The sequence below is a fragment of the Falsiroseomonas sp. genome, from assembly GCF_041690465.1.
GTDB lineage: Bacteria > Pseudomonadota > Alphaproteobacteria > Acetobacterales > Acetobacteraceae > Falsiroseomonas.
This window is the reverse complement of sequence record NZ_JAWLHG010000004.1, coordinates 279,314-292,775: the sequence shown is the minus strand read 5'-3', so window position 1 is coordinate 292,775 and position 13,462 is coordinate 279,314. Positions and strand designations below refer to the sequence as shown.

The following is a 13,462-nucleotide window of genomic DNA, read 5'->3' as shown; positions in this document are numbered from 1 at the left end:
GCGCAGTGGTGCTAAGCTCTCCGTCGAAGGCGGGAGAAGCGGCAGATGCAGGATCGGGTGCTGGTGGCGGACGGCCTCGTCGTCACGATGGATGCGGATCGCCGGGTGATCGAACACGGCGCCGTGCTGGTCGAAGGTGGCCGCATCGCTGCGGTGGGCGAGACGCCCGCGCTGCGCGATGCGCATCCCGGCACGCCGGAGATCTCCGCGCGTGGCAAGGCCGTGCTGCCGGGCCTGATCGACGCGCACGCCCATGCCGGCCACACGCTCGTGAAGACGCTGGGCGGCGGCGATTCCGCGCGCTGGACCGAAGCGGTCGAGACCATCTACCCGCGCGGCGCCACGCCCGACTTCTGGGGCGCCGACGGCGCGTTGGCGGCGCTCGAGCGGCTGAAGGCCGGCGTCACCACCGGCCTGTCCATCTTCGGCGCCTATGGCTCGCGCACCGACGAGCCGGCGCATGCCGAAGCGCATTGCGAGGGCTACCGGCGCGTCGGCGTGCGCAGCGTGCTCTGCCCCGGCGTCTCGCCGCCGCCCTATCCGAACCGCTTCCACCGCTGGAATGGCGACGCTGCGGAACCGCTCGACATCACGCTCGAACGCCAGATGGAGGTCTGCGAGGCGCTGGTTGCGTCGCGCCACGGCGCGCATGACGGGATGAGCCGCATCATGCTCTGCGCGCCGGTCGCCTATCCGGGCCGGCATGGCGTCACGCCGGAGACCGAGGGCCTCTACGATGCCGCGGCGCGCGAGGTGCGCGCGCTGTCGCGGCGGCTCGGCGTCGGCTTCACCCAGGATGGCCACAAGGGTGGCACGGTGCGTGCGGCGCATGCGGCGGGGCTGCTCGGCCCCGATGCGTTGCTTTCCCACTGCATAGACCTGCATGAGGACGAGATCCGCATCGTTGCGGAAACCGGCACGAAGATCGCGCACAACCCCTCCGCCAACATGTCCATCACTGGCCGCTGCCCGGCGATCGAGCTGATGGATGCGGGCGCGACGGTGGCCATCTGCTCTGACGGCACGGCGCCGGATCGCAGCTTCGACATGTTCCGCCACATGTTCCAGGCGATGCACTACCACCGCCGCCATTTCCGCGACGCCAAGGTGCTGCCGCCCGGCAAGGCGCTTGAGATGATCACCTGCGATGCCGCCCGCGCGCTGGGTCTGGAGGCCGAGATCGGCAGCCTTGAGCCCGGCAAGCGCGCCGACATCGCCATCGTGGAGCTGCGCAGGCCGCATCTCTGGCCGGGCGACATGCCGCTCTATCGCCTGGTCTGCTTCGCCGTCGGCTCCGACGTGGATACCGTGCTGGTCGGCGGCCGCGTGGTGATGGCCGGCCGCTGCGTGCTCAGCGTGGACGAGGAGGAGGTGATGGAGGCGGCGACGCGCGAGATCGGCCTCGCGCTCGACCGCACCGGCCTGCGCCGCATGACGGAGACGCCGCCCGGCTTCTGGAAGGCAACGCGCTACGGCGGATAGGCCGGGCCGGCATGATCCGTTCGCTCGTGCAGCGTCATCGCTGCATCATCATTCCGTCATCGGCCTTTCGCCAAGCATGTCTATGGCTCCCGCGACGGCGCGCCGCTCCCGCGCGCCCCAGCAGGACAGAGGCCCCATGCCCGACATGCTTCCGCCGGACCACGAGCCGACCGAGATCGAGGATATCGGCAGCAATCCCGCGCCGAACGAGACCATCGGCGAGATCGCCGAGCGCCGGTTGACCCGCCGCGCCGCGCTGCTCGGCCTTGGCGGCGCTGCCGCCGCGGCGACGCTCACCGACCAGCTGGTCGCTGCCGCCGAGCCGGCACTGGCGCAGGCCAACGGCCCCTCCAGCCTGACCTTCACCGAGCTGCGTCACCAACTCGGCCAGCGCGACGCGGTGGCGGATGGCTACGAAAGCCAGACGATCATCCGCTGGGGCGATCCGCTCTCCTCCGACGCGCCGGCCTTCGATCCGCGCGCGCAGACCGGCGCCGCCCAGGCGCAGCAGTTCGGCTACAACTGCGACTATCTGGACTTCATGCCGCTGCCCGCCGGCTCGAACAGCTCCGAGCACGGGCTGCTCTGCGTCAATCACGAATACTGCTCGACGCAGCTGATGTTCCCCGGCATGCCCGCCGGCAGCGCCGCCCGCCAGCGCGTGACGCCGGAGCAGGCGCAGGTCGAGCTGATGGCGCATGGCATGGCGGTGGTCGAGATCCGCAAGCAGAACGGCGCCTGGAACTATGTCCGCGACAGCCGCTACAATCGCCGGATCACCGGCGAGACCGAGATGCGCATCAGCGGCCCCGCCGCGGGCCATGCGCTGATGCGGACTTCGGCCGATGCCACCGGCACCCGCGTTCGCGGCACGCTGAACAACTGTGCCGGCGGCAACACGCCCTGGGGCACGGTGCTGACCGCCGAGGAGAACTTCAACCAGTATTTCGGTGGTGCCGCCGCCGAGACCGGCCCGCAGGCCGAGGCCTACAAGCGCTACGGCATCGCGCGCCGCGCCTCCTATGCCTGGCCGAACACCATGGATCGCTTCAACCTCGACAAGGAGCCGAACGAGCCCAACCGCTTCGGCTGGATCGTCGAATTCGACCCCTATGACCCGCAGAGCGTGCCGGTGAAGCGCACCGCGCTCGGCCGCTTCAAGCATGAGGGCTGCCACCACGCCCTCAGCGCCGATGGCCGCGTGGTGATCTACATGGGCGACGACGAGCGCTTCGACTACGTCTACAAGTTCGTCACCGCGCGCCCGTGGAACCCGAACGACCGCGCGGCGAACCGGGACCTGCTGGATGACGGCACGCTCTACGCTGCCAAGTTCCTCGACGACGGTAAGGTGGAGTGGCTGGCGCTGACGCATGGCCAGGGCCCACTCACCGCGGCGAACGGCTTCGCCAGCCAGGCCGAGGTGGCCATCAACACCCGCCGCGCCGCCGACCTGCTCGGCGCCACGCCGATGGACCGGCCCGAAGACGTGGAGCCGAACCCGGTGAACGGGCGGATCTATGTCCTGCTGACCAACAACTCCCGTCGCACGGCGCAGCAGGTGAACGCGGCCAATCCCCGCGCCGCCAACACCCAGGGCCACATCATCGAGATCATCCCTCCGGGTGCCGGCACGGCGCGCGTGGACCATGCCGCCACGGAAGGCCGGTGGGAGATGTTCCTGATGGCCGGCAAGCCGGGCGTGGACGCCGGTGCGCGCTACCATCGCGCCACCTCCGACCAGGGCTGGCTCTCCTGCCCGGACAACTGCGCCTTCGACAAGAAGGGCCGCATCTGGATCGCCACCGACGGCGCGCCGAGCGCGGCCGGCGTGGCGGACGGCCTCTACGGCGCCGACACCTCCGGCTATGGCCGCGCGCTGACGCGCCTGTTCTACCAGGCGCCGATCGGAGCCGAGGTCTGCGGCCCCTGCTTCACGCCGGATGGCAACACGGTGTTCCTGGCGATCCAGCATCCGGCCGAGAGCGCCGGCAGCACCTTCGACCGTCCTTCCACCCGCTGGCCGGACTTCGCCGACGGCATGCCGCCGCGGCCGTCCGTGATCGCGGTTGTGAAGAAGGGCGGCGGCGAGATCGGCAGCTGAACTGCCGCATCGCAGGCGAAAGGGGGCGCCGCGGAGACGCGGCGCCCCTCGAACTTTTTAGTTCTGGATGGTGATGCCCTTGACGCGGATCACCTCGCTCCAACGCGCCAGGTCGCTCTGCATCACCGCGCGCAGCGCATCGCCGTCACCCGCCACCGGTGTTGCGCCCTGCTGCACGAAGCGCTCCCGCACCTCCGGCGTGGCGAGCACCTTGTCGAGCTCCGCCTTGATGCGCGTGACCAGCGCGGGGTTCATCCCCTTCGGGCCGAGCATGCCGTACCAGAAGGAATAGGTGAAATCGAAGCTCTGCTCCTTCGCCGTTGGCACGTCCGGCAGCAGCGGGATGCGCCCATGGGTGGTGCCGATGGCGATGGCCCGCGCGCGGCCATCGCGCACCGCGCCCATCACCGTGGCGGGGGCGGCGATCAGCAGGCCGACGCGCCCGGCCAGCAGGTCGGCGAAGGCCGGGCCCATGCCGCGATAGGGCACGTGCGTCATGCGGATGCCGGCGATGTCCTGCAGGTACTCCGTGTAGAGATGCGGCGAGGAGCCGGCGCCCATCGAGCCGTAGAAGTTCTGGTCCGCCGGCTTGCCGCGCACCATCTCCACGTAGTCGCGCAGGCTGCGGGCCGGTGAATTGCCGGGGACCACGAAGACCGTCGGGTAGTCCAGCAGCAGCGAGACCGGCGTGAAGTCGGTCATGACGTCGAAGCCGAGATTGGGATAGAGCGGCGGCGCCGTGGCGAGCGAGTTGTCTGTCAGCAGCAGCGTCGTGCCGTCATTGGCGGAGCGCACCACGTTGGTCCAGCCGACCACGCCGCCGCCGCCCGAACGGTTCTCCACGATGAAGTTGCCGCCGGTCTGCTTGCCGAGCTGCTGCGCGTAGAGTCGCGCCACGAAGTCGCTGGTGCCGCCGGGCGGGTAGGTGATCACGATGCGGACCTGCCGGTTGCCCGGCCAGTCCGCGCCCTGCGCGCGGGCCAGGCCGGGTGCGGCGAGCGCTGCGGCGGTGGAGGCGAGGATGGTGCGTCGCTTCATGGTCTCTCTCCCATTCGCCGGTTCCGCCGGCTTCGGTTTCGGCTTTTGGGGCGGGCGCCTGATGCCGCAGAGCCAGCACATCAAGTGCGCCCCTTGCCGAGCAGGCGGTCGGACGCCAGGCGCGCGCCTTCCGCCATGCTGCGCAGCTTCGCCCAGACCACATCCGCCGCCACGCGGCCGCGCCCGGCGGAGGTGTCGAAGCCGCAATCCGTGCCGGCCATCAGTCGCGTCGGGTCGCCGATGCTCTGCGCGATGCGCTCCAGCCGCTCGGCGACCACCTCGGGGTGCTCGACGAAGTTGGTCAGGGTGTCGATCACGCCGGCGACCAGGACCTGGTCCTCCGCCAGCGGCAGCTTTCGGAACACCCGGTGCTCATGCGCGTGGCGCGGATTGGCGAAGGGCAGCACGAAGGCGCCGACCTGCAGCTGGCGGATCACCGGCCAGATCTCCTCGAAGGGCACGTCGGCATCGTGCGGCGCCTCGTAGTTGCCCCAGCACACATGCAGCCGGATGCGCTCGCGCGGCAGACCCTCGATGGCGCCGTTGATCGCGGCAACGACGCGCGTGCAGAAATCCAGGAAGTCGGAGAGCGGCCGGTCCTGCCAGGCGCCGTGCCGCTCCAGCGCGAGATCCGGGCAGTCCAGCTGCAGGGTGAAGCCGGCCTCGATGATCGCCGCGTATTCCGCCCGCAGCGCCTTTGCCAGTGCGGCGAGGTAGGCGTCGTCGGTGTCGTAGTGCTTGTTCTGCACCACGGCGGCGACGATGCCGGGGGAGGGCGCGGCCATGAAGGCCTGACGCTGCCCCGCGCCGGCTGCGCTCAGCGCGTTGCGGAACTCCGCGCATTCCGCCCGCATCGCCTCGGCGCCGACATAGGCCACGGGACCGATCGCAGCCGGCAGGTGGGAGGTGAGGCTCGCCGTCTCCCTGCCCGCGAAGCTGGCTTTCAACTCTTCCTGGAAGTCGGGGTAGGCGGCGACGTCCTGGAAGGGCACGCGCCGGCTCTCGCCACCAAGGCCCGTGAGGCGATCGCGCAGGTAGAGCACGAAGGATTCACGCCCCTGCTCGCCGTCATTGGGGATGTCGATGCCGGCGGCGAGCTGCTTCGGGACGATGGCCTGCACCGCGGCACGGGCGGCGGCATGCAGCTCCGCCAGGTCCACCGCCTCGCCCCTGGCGCGCCTCGCATACAGGCGGGTGAGCGCGCGCGGACGGGGCAGGCTGCCGGTGTGGGTCGTCAGGATCCGCTCGGCATTGCTCTGCATGGCGTTCCCCTCTGCCCCGAACCTCTAACGCCGGATCCCGTCCGCCACCAGCGTGCAGCCTGCGACCGCCAGCAGGATCGCCAGCCCCGGCCAGACCGCTGCCCAGGGCGCGCTGAACACCAGGTCCTGCGCGTTGGCCAGCATGTTCCCCCAGCTCGCCGCCGGCGGCGCGATGCCCAGACCGAGGAAGGACAGCGTGCTCTCCGCCAGGATCGCGCCCGCGACCGCGAGCGCCGTTGCCACCGCCACCGGCCCGGCGACATTCGGCAGCACGTGCCGCAGCAGCACGCGTGCCTCGGAGGCGCCGAGCGCGCGCGCCGCGCGCACATAGTCGCGAGCGAGCACCGAGAGCGCGGCCGCCCGCGCCAGCCGCGCCACGCCCACCCAGCCGAAGACCGTCAGGATCGCGACGATGCGGATGATATCGGAGGCCGGCTCGCCGCGCGGCAGGCCGATGCGCCCGGTATCGGCCGCGGCCAGCACCACCAGCACCGGCAACGCCGGCAGTGCGAGCATGCCGTCCGCCAGCCGCATCAGCGCCGCATCCAATGCGCCGCCGCGCCACGCCGCGAGCAGCCCGATGAGGGTGCCGAGCGTGGTCGCCGCCAGCGCCGTCACCAGCCCGACCGCGAGCGAGATTCGCGCGCCATGGAGCAGCCGAAGCAGCAGGTCGCGCCCGAGATCGTCGGTGCCGAGCGGGTGTTCCGCCGAAGCCGGCTCATGCCGCTTGAACAGGTCCGGCGCGAAGGGATCATGGCCGAGCCAGGATTCCACCAGCGGCGCACCCAGCGCGGCGAGCGCCAGCAGAAGCAGCAGCGCGACGCCGAGCGCCAACCTCATGCGTCCCTCAGTCGCGGATCCAGCGCGCGCTGCGCCAGGTCCGCTGCCAGCGTCGCCAGCATCGTCACCAGCGCCACCAGCAGCAGCGCGATGAGCGCCAGGTTGGTGTCGTTCCCCATCACGGCATCGTAGATCAGCTTGCCCATGCCGGGGCGCGCGAACAGCGTCTCGGTGATCAGCGCCCCGCCGACCAGCGCACCGGCATCCAGCGCCGCGACCTGCAGGATCGGCACCGCGGCATTGGGAAGGGCGTGGCGCAGCAGCACCCGCGCCTCGGCATTGCCGCGGGCGCGCGCTGCCGTCACCCAGGGCTCGCGCAGCGCAAGGCCGACCGCGGAAGCCGAATGGCGCGCATAGGCGGCGAGGTTGGCGATGGCGAGCGTCACCACCGGCAGCAGCAGGAAGCGCAGCCGGTCGAGCCCGCCGGTCTCGCTCGTCCCGCCCGCCGGCAGCCAGCCGAGCGTCACCGCAAAGAGGATGATGAGCAGGATACCGAGCCAGAAGGACGGCGCCGACTGCCCGAGGATGGCGATGGCATCCACCAGCGGCGCGAGCCGCGGCCGTGCCGCCGCCAGCAGCCCGAGCCCGATGCCAAGCGTCGCCGCCACCGCCAGTGCCGCGCCGAGCAGCACCAGCGTGGAGCCAAGTGCAGGCAGGATGATGTCGGCCACCGGCTGCGCGAACAGCCGCGAATGCCCGAAGCGCCCTTCCAGCAGCGCGCCCGCCCAGGCGGCGTAGCGCGCGAGCAGCGGCTGGTCCAACCCGTGCAGCGCCCGCAGCCGCGCCGCATCCTCCGCGGTCAGGCGCGGATCGCCGGCGATGGCGAGGTCGATCGGATCGCCCGGCATCAGCCCGATCAGCAGGAACATGGCGAAGGAGAGCACCGCCATCGTCACCGCGATCTGCACCAGGCGCGCGCCGAGCAGGCGGATCACCGTACCCGCCACTCCTCGGCCCAGAGCGAGGACGGCGCGAGATGCCCGGTCGGCCGCACGCCATCGAGCCAGGTCGGCCAGACATGCGCATCGGCGCGGAACCACAGCGGGATCGCCGGCAGTTCCTCGGCGTAGATCGCCTGCAGCCGGTGCCAGAGCGCGCGGCGCTTCTCGCGGTCCAGCTCGATCGGGATTGCCTGCAGCAGCGCGTCCACCTCCGCGTTGCGGAAGCCGGTGTAGTTCTGGCCCGACCAGTTGCGCTCGGGGCGGGGAATCTCGTCGGAGTGCAGCGTGGTGCGCGGCACGCTTTCCGGCGCGCTGATCCAGGCGAACATCACCGCGCCGGTGAAGCGGCGCTTCGAGAGCGTCTCGCCGAACAGCACGCGCGGCGGCTCGTTCCTGATGCGCGCCTCGATGCCGGCCTGCCGCCACATGCCCTGGACCACCTGCTGCACCGCCTCCCGCGAGCGGTTGCCGGCGGTGGTCATCAGCTCGATGGTCAGCCGCTCCCCGGCCTCATTGCGGCGGATGCCGTCGGGGGCCATGCGCCAGCCCGCCTCGTCGAGCACGGCGCCGGCGCGCGCGAGGTCGAAGGGCCATTGCCGCACGTCGTTGTCGTGCACCCAGTCGAGCGGATTGACATTGGTGTGCGCCACCGGCTGACGGCCCCCGAAAAGCCGCTGCACGATCTGCGCGCGGTCGAGCGAGAGGATCAGCGCCTGTCGCAGGCGGCGGTCCGCCAGCATCGGCGTGTCATGGTTCACGTCGAGATGCTCGTAGATCAGGCCCGGCTTGTAGTGGACGCGGAAGCGATTGCGCGCGCGGCGTTCCAGCGCGGCGGCCTGGTCGAGTGGCAGGCCGAGCTCGCCGGCGATCATGTCGAGCTGCCCGGCCAGCAGCTGCGCTTCAAGCGCCGCGGTGTTCTCGACGGTGCGCACCGCGATGCGGCGGAAGGCGGGTGCGGGGCCGTTCCAGGCGTCGTTGCGCTCCAGCGTGATGCCGGCGCCGGGCTGCACGGACGCCACGCGATAGGGGCCGTTCCACAGGCCGGGATTGGTCGGCTCCGTCTCATAGGCGCTGCGCGTGCGATAGCTGCGCGGCTCCTGCTCCCAGCGGCTGCGCTCGATATGCGCGGGCAGCGGCTGCCAGTCGCCGGCGGAGGCGTATTCGAAGGTGACGCGGTCGAAGCGTAGCGTGATGGTGCGCGGGTCCACCACGATCGCCTCATAGGCGGTGCGGTAGAACTCGCTGCCGCCGAAGCCGGTCGAGAAGTCGCGCCCGGCCCGCCAGGCGAAGAGCAGGTCCTCCGCGCTCACCGGCGTGCCGTCGCCCCAGCGCCAGTCCTCGCGGAGGCGCCAGGTGACGCGGATGCCGTCCTTGCCATCCGGCGTGGTCTCGCGCTCCGCCAGCCCGTTTTCGAGGGAGGGCAGCGTCTCGCAGCCCAGGCATGTCAGGCGCCAGTCCTGGTCGTAGACGGTAAGCGGCCGGCGCGTGAAGCCGAGCACGTAGGACTTCGCCGCCATGCTCTCGATGTTCGGGTGCAGCGTGGCGGGATACTGCGTGATGCCGATGGTGAGCTGCTCGCGCTGCTGCGCGAGGGCAGGCGCGGCGGCGACCATCCCGACGATCACCAGCGATCGGCTGCACGCTGCGACGTTCACGACCTCAGCAAGTCCGCGGCGGATTTTCCAGCCCATACCCTGACCTCGCTTCCCCGGATCACTGCTATGCAGTCAAGTTCGATCCCTGTGCTCTGTGCGTCTGCCAGCACGCCGCGTGCGAGGTGCGCCTCATCGTCATCGACGAACATGAAGCTCTCCATCAGTTCATGAGCGAGCAGGCAGCGGGCGCTCCCCGGCACGGAATAGCGCCAGCGATTCGGTGAACTCTTGCGCTGTACTGCGGAGCGGAGGTCCCGCCTCCACGTGTCGGCGGAACCAGAGCCGTGAGGAGGTAGAAATTTCGCCTCCGGATCGGAAAGCGTCGCCTCTGCGTCGAGACGGTCCTGGAACTCGACCGCAGATGCATCTGTACGTTCGATCGCCAAAGCCCGCGTGTAAACCTCCGACACCAGCATGAAGTCCGGTGATTGCTGACGTATCAACTCGGCCGGGAACACATTCGGTGCTGTGGCACAGAGATGCCGCATAAACGCGGCGATACAGTAACGCTCGCGGTGCCAGTTGCGTCGCCCCTTCAGACGTCCCGGGACCGAAGTGTCGATCCCGGCAATCAGCGACTCACCGACATCGCCGCGCGGAATCCGGATGGCCGCGCGTGGAGCAACCATCCACTCCTCCGTGAAGGGCACCGGCGCCATGCGGATACAACGCCTACTCCGCTGCGTCCTTCGGCCGCGCCTCCGCCAGGCTGCCGATGCCGCCATGCGCCTTCGACCAGCCCACCGGGTCCTCCAGGAACTTGCGCACTTCCTTCAGCGCGCCTTCGGAGAAATAGGGACGCTCCCGGCACACCTCCAGCACGTCCCACCAGGTGCAGAGATGGTGCAGGTTCAGGCCCATCGCCTTCATCTGCTCGAAGCTGCCGGGGAAGACGCCGTAGTAGAACACCACGAAGGTATGGTCGCAGATCGCACCCGCCTCGCGCAGCGCCGTCGCGAAGCGGATCTTGCTGGCGCCGTCGGTGGTCAGGTCCTCCACCAGCAGCGTCTGCTTGCCCACCGGCACCTCGCCCTCGATCTGCGCATTGCGGCCGAAGCCCTTCGGCTTCTTCCGCACATAGGCCATGGGCGCCAGCATCCGGTCGGCGATCCAGGCGCCGAAGGGAATGCCGGCGGTCTCCCCGCCGACCACCGCCTCGATCGTCTCATAGCCGACGTGGCGGCCGATCTTCTCCACGCCCAGGTCGCAGATGCGGTTGCGCGCGCGGGGGAAGGAGATGATCTTGCGGCAGTCTATGTAGACCGGCGACTTCCAGCCGCTGGTGAAGGTGTAGGGTTCCTCCGGCCGGAAATTCACCGCCTTGATCTCCAGCAGGATGCGGGCGGTGGTCAGCGCGGCGTCGCGGTCCCAGTCGGAGGCGTGGGTGACGGCCATCGGGGCGGTGTCCTGTCGGCAGGGGATCGAAGTGACCAGCGTTCGTAACCCCACCGCCGCGGCGCGTCCATGAGCGCCCCCCGGTCGCCACAGGGCGCAGGGTCCGCAGGGACCGAGCACCAGAGGCGTGAGTCGGACGGCCGGACACCCCCCGTCTGGGTGCTGGCCGATCCCCGCGCCGGCACCGCCGCCCAGGCCCTCGGCATCGCGGAGCGGTTGGAACTGCCCTTCCGGACGCTGGCCCTGGATTGGAGCACGCTTGCCCGCCTGCCGCTGCCGCTGCCGAGCCTTGCCGGTCTCGCGCCCGGGGCGCGCGCCGGATTTGCCCCGCCCTGGCCGCAACTCGCCATCTCCGCCGGCCGCCGCTCCGCGCCGGTGGCGCGCTGGCTGGCCGGGCGCGGGGTTCGCACCGTCCACTGCATGCGCGCCTGGCCGGCTGGCGGCCTCGACCTGCTCGTGATCGGCCGCCACGATCGGCCCCCCGAGGCGCCGAACGTCCTGCCCATCCTCGGCGCCGCCCACCGCATCTCCCCGGCGCGCCTTGCCGACGCGCGCGCGGAATGGGCGGCGCTGGCCGCGCTGCCGCCGCCGCGCATCGCGCTGCTGGTCGGCGGGCCGGTGCGGGGCGAGGGGATGGCACCTGCCGCCGCCGCTGCGCTCGGCGCCCGCGTGGCGGGCTTCGCCGGCAGCGTGCTCGCCACCGCCAGCCGCCGCACGGGCAGCGCCGCCACCGAGGCGCTGGCCTGGGCGCTCGATGCCGTGCCGCACCGGCTGCATCGCTGGGGCGGGGAGGGGGCGAATCCGCTGCTCGGCTTCATGGCCTGGGCCGACGCGCTGGTCGTCACCGGCGATTCCGTCTCCATGCTGTCGGAGGTGCTGGTCACCGCCGCGCCGATCTTCATCGCGCCGACGGGCGACGAGGGCCGCCGGCACCGGGCGCTGCACGAGAGCCTCTACGCCGCAGGCCAGGCCCGCCCGCTCGACCGTGCGCCGGCGCCCTTCGCCCGTGCGCCGCTCGACGAGACGGCGCGCATCGCCGGCGAGATCCGTGCGCGGGGGCTCGTCGCTTGAGCGAAACCCCGGCGCTGCCGCGGCGAAGGGACGGCATGCGTGATCGCCGCCCCGCCGTGCCCTTCCGCCCGCCCGGCCCCTGGCCGTGGCTCGACCGCTTCGGCCGCTTCTCGCCACTGCGCCTTTCGCTCCTGGTCGCCCTCGCCGCGCCGGGCGCGGTGCTGCTGGCACTGCTCGCCACCGGCGGCATGGGCGCCGAGCCCTGGAAGGCGGCGACGCGGGAGGCCGGCAGCCACGCAGCGCATATCCTGCTGATCAGCCTCGCCGTCACGCCGCTGCGCTTCATCGCCGACTGGCCGAAGGCGGCGACGCTGCGGCGCATGGTCGGCCTCGCCGCGCTCGCCTATGCGCTGCTGCACCTCGTGCTCTATGCCGGGCATCTCGCCTGGGACCTGCTGGCGGTCGCGTTGGAGATCGCCACGCGCCTCTACCTGACGCTCGGCTTCGCCGTGCTGGCGGGGCTGGCCGTGCTGGGCTGGACATCGACGGATGGCTGGCAGGCGCGGCTCGGGCGGCGTTGGGGGCGGCTGCATCGCTGGGTCTATCTGCTGGCGGCGGGTGCGGTGCTGCACGCCTTCCTGCAATCCCGCGCGCGGGCCGATGCGGCGGTGCTGCTCGCCGGCTGCTATCTCTGGCTGATGCTCTGGCGCCTGCTCCCCGGGCGCCGGCGCGCGCATCCGCCGGCGCTGCTCGGCCTGGCCGCGGTGGCCGCGCTCGGCGCTGCGCTGGTCGAGTTCGCCTGGTATGCGGCCACGACCAGCCTGCCGGCCGGGCGCATCCTCGCCGCCAACCTCGGCACCGCGGCCGGGCTCCGGCCGGCGCAGGCAGTGCTGCTGGCGGCGCTGGCGGCGGCGCTGCTGCCGCTGCTGCGCCGGCGATGGGTGCGACGATGAGGCGGACGCTGCGGCGCTGGCGCGCCCTCGTCCTGCTGGCCCTGGCTGCGCTCGGCGCGGGCCTTGCCCTGATCCGCGGCGAGCCTGGGCAGCCGGACCTGTCCGGCCCCGCCCAAGTGGTGGATGGCGACACGCTCGTGCTGCGCGGCGAGCGGGTCCGGCTGCATGGCGTGGATGCCCCGGAATCCAATCAGCCCTGCGAGCGCGAAGGCCTCCGCTGGCCCTGCGGGCGCGACGTGACCGTATCGCTGCGGCTGTTCCTGGACGGCCGCATGGTGCGTTGCGTCTCGCAGGGCCGCGACCGCTTCGGCCGCGTGCTCGGCCGATGCCATGCGGGCGACCAGGACATCGGCGCCTGGCTGGTGCGCGAGGGGCTGGCCGTCGCCTATACGCGCTACTCCTGGCGCTACCTGCCGCAGGAACTCCGCGCCCGGTGGGAGGGCCGTGGCCTCTGGGGCGGCCGCTTCGAGGCCCCGGAGGAATGGCGGAGACGCAACCAGCGGTAAGTGTCACCATGCAACCCTTCGCGGCAGACGGCACAGTCGTTTCTGGCTAATTCCTATCCTACGAGCGAATCGAGTCTCAACAAACAGTTGCGCGTAACTTCACGTGTTCGCGACTTCTTCCGAATTGCGAATGGAGGGTTGCCCGACCCTGCTATGCGCGGTTGCGCATGTTCGTCGGGAGGCCGGGCTTGGCCTTCGGTTGGAAAGGACCTGATCAGTCTGCGGTACCCGGGGGTGTTTCCTTGTTTTCGGGTCTGAGTCCGCCCAGGCCGGGC

General features: G+C 71.2%; 12 protein-coding genes. 5 read left to right on the top strand and 7 right to left on the bottom strand.

The features are described from left to right. The first annotated feature begins 45 nt into the window (after positions 1 to 45). Complete coding sequence (locus ACESM1_RS07285) at positions 46 to 1,482, top strand: amidohydrolase family protein (RefSeq protein ID WP_372619030.1); 1,437 nt, start codon at positions 46 to 48, stop codon at positions 1,480 to 1,482. 136 nt (positions 1,483 to 1,618) lie between these two features. Next, positions 1,619 to 3,586: a PhoX family protein gene (locus ACESM1_RS07280; RefSeq protein ID WP_372619029.1), complete on the top strand. Its 1,968-nt coding sequence runs from the start codon at positions 1,619 to 1,621 to the stop codon at positions 3,584 to 3,586. Positions 3,587 to 3,643: 57 nt separating this feature from the next. Here the strand turns inward: ACESM1_RS07280 and ACESM1_RS07275 are convergent, their stop codons facing one another. From ACESM1_RS07275 to ACESM1_RS07245, 7 genes are all read right to left on the bottom strand, one after another. After that, positions 3,644 to 4,624: a Bug family tripartite tricarboxylate transporter substrate binding protein gene (locus ACESM1_RS07275; protein WP_372619028.1), complete on the bottom strand. Its 981-nt coding sequence runs from the start codon at positions 4,622 to 4,624 to the stop codon at positions 3,644 to 3,646. A gap of 80 nt (positions 4,625 to 4,704) precedes the next feature. Further along, positions 4,705 to 5,886, bottom strand: a complete 1,182-nt coding sequence (locus ACESM1_RS07270) for an epoxyalkane--coenzyme M transferase (protein ID WP_372619027.1) — start codon at positions 5,884 to 5,886, stop codon at positions 4,705 to 4,707. A 24-nt stretch (positions 5,887 to 5,910) separates the two neighbouring features. Next, complete coding sequence (locus ACESM1_RS07265) at positions 5,911 to 6,726, bottom strand: ABC transporter permease (RefSeq protein ID WP_372619026.1); 816 nt, start codon at positions 6,724 to 6,726, stop codon at positions 5,911 to 5,913. Then, positions 6,723 to 7,661: an ABC transporter permease gene (locus tag ACESM1_RS07260; RefSeq protein WP_372619025.1), complete on the bottom strand. Its 939-nt coding sequence runs from the start codon at positions 7,659 to 7,661 to the stop codon at positions 6,723 to 6,725. The genes ACESM1_RS07265 and ACESM1_RS07260 overlap by 4 nt, the downstream gene beginning before the upstream one ends. Beyond that, positions 7,658 to 9,322, bottom strand: a complete 1,665-nt coding sequence (locus ACESM1_RS07255; protein ID WP_372619024.1) for a peptide ABC transporter substrate-binding protein — start codon at positions 9,320 to 9,322, stop codon at positions 7,658 to 7,660. The genes ACESM1_RS07260 and ACESM1_RS07255 overlap by 4 nt, the downstream gene beginning before the upstream one ends. Further along, positions 9,319 to 9,981: a hypothetical protein gene (locus tag ACESM1_RS07250; RefSeq protein WP_372619023.1), complete on the bottom strand. Its 663-nt coding sequence runs from the start codon at positions 9,979 to 9,981 to the stop codon at positions 9,319 to 9,321. The genes ACESM1_RS07255 and ACESM1_RS07250 overlap by 4 nt, the downstream gene beginning before the upstream one ends. A 13-nt stretch (positions 9,982 to 9,994) precedes the next feature. Continuing rightward, the gene (locus ACESM1_RS07245) at positions 9,995 to 10,717 is read right to left on the bottom strand and encodes an orotate phosphoribosyltransferase (protein ID WP_372619022.1); all 723 of its coding nucleotides are present in this window, start codon (positions 10,715 to 10,717) and stop codon (positions 9,995 to 9,997) included. Positions 10,718 to 10,876: 159 nt separating this feature from the next. Between ACESM1_RS07245 and ACESM1_RS07240 the strand changes: the two genes are divergently transcribed. From ACESM1_RS07240 to ACESM1_RS07230, 3 genes are read left to right on the top strand one after another with little or no spacing between them, the layout of a single operon-like run. Further along, positions 10,877 to 11,788, top strand: coding sequence for a mitochondrial fission ELM1 family protein (locus ACESM1_RS07240; protein WP_372619021.1), 912 nt, complete (start codon positions 10,877 to 10,879; stop codon positions 11,786 to 11,788). A 35-nt stretch (positions 11,789 to 11,823) separates the two neighbouring features. Beyond that, complete coding sequence (locus ACESM1_RS07235) at positions 11,824 to 12,681, top strand: sulfite oxidase heme-binding subunit YedZ (RefSeq protein WP_372619020.1); 858 nt, start codon at positions 11,824 to 11,826, stop codon at positions 12,679 to 12,681. Then, positions 12,678 to 13,187 (top strand): thermonuclease family protein, encoded by a 510-nt coding sequence (locus ACESM1_RS07230; protein WP_372619019.1) that lies wholly within the window; start codon positions 12,678 to 12,680, stop codon positions 13,185 to 13,187. Before ACESM1_RS07235 ends, ACESM1_RS07230 begins: the two co-directional genes overlap by 4 nt. The last annotated feature ends 275 nt before the right edge of the window (positions 13,188 to 13,462 follow it).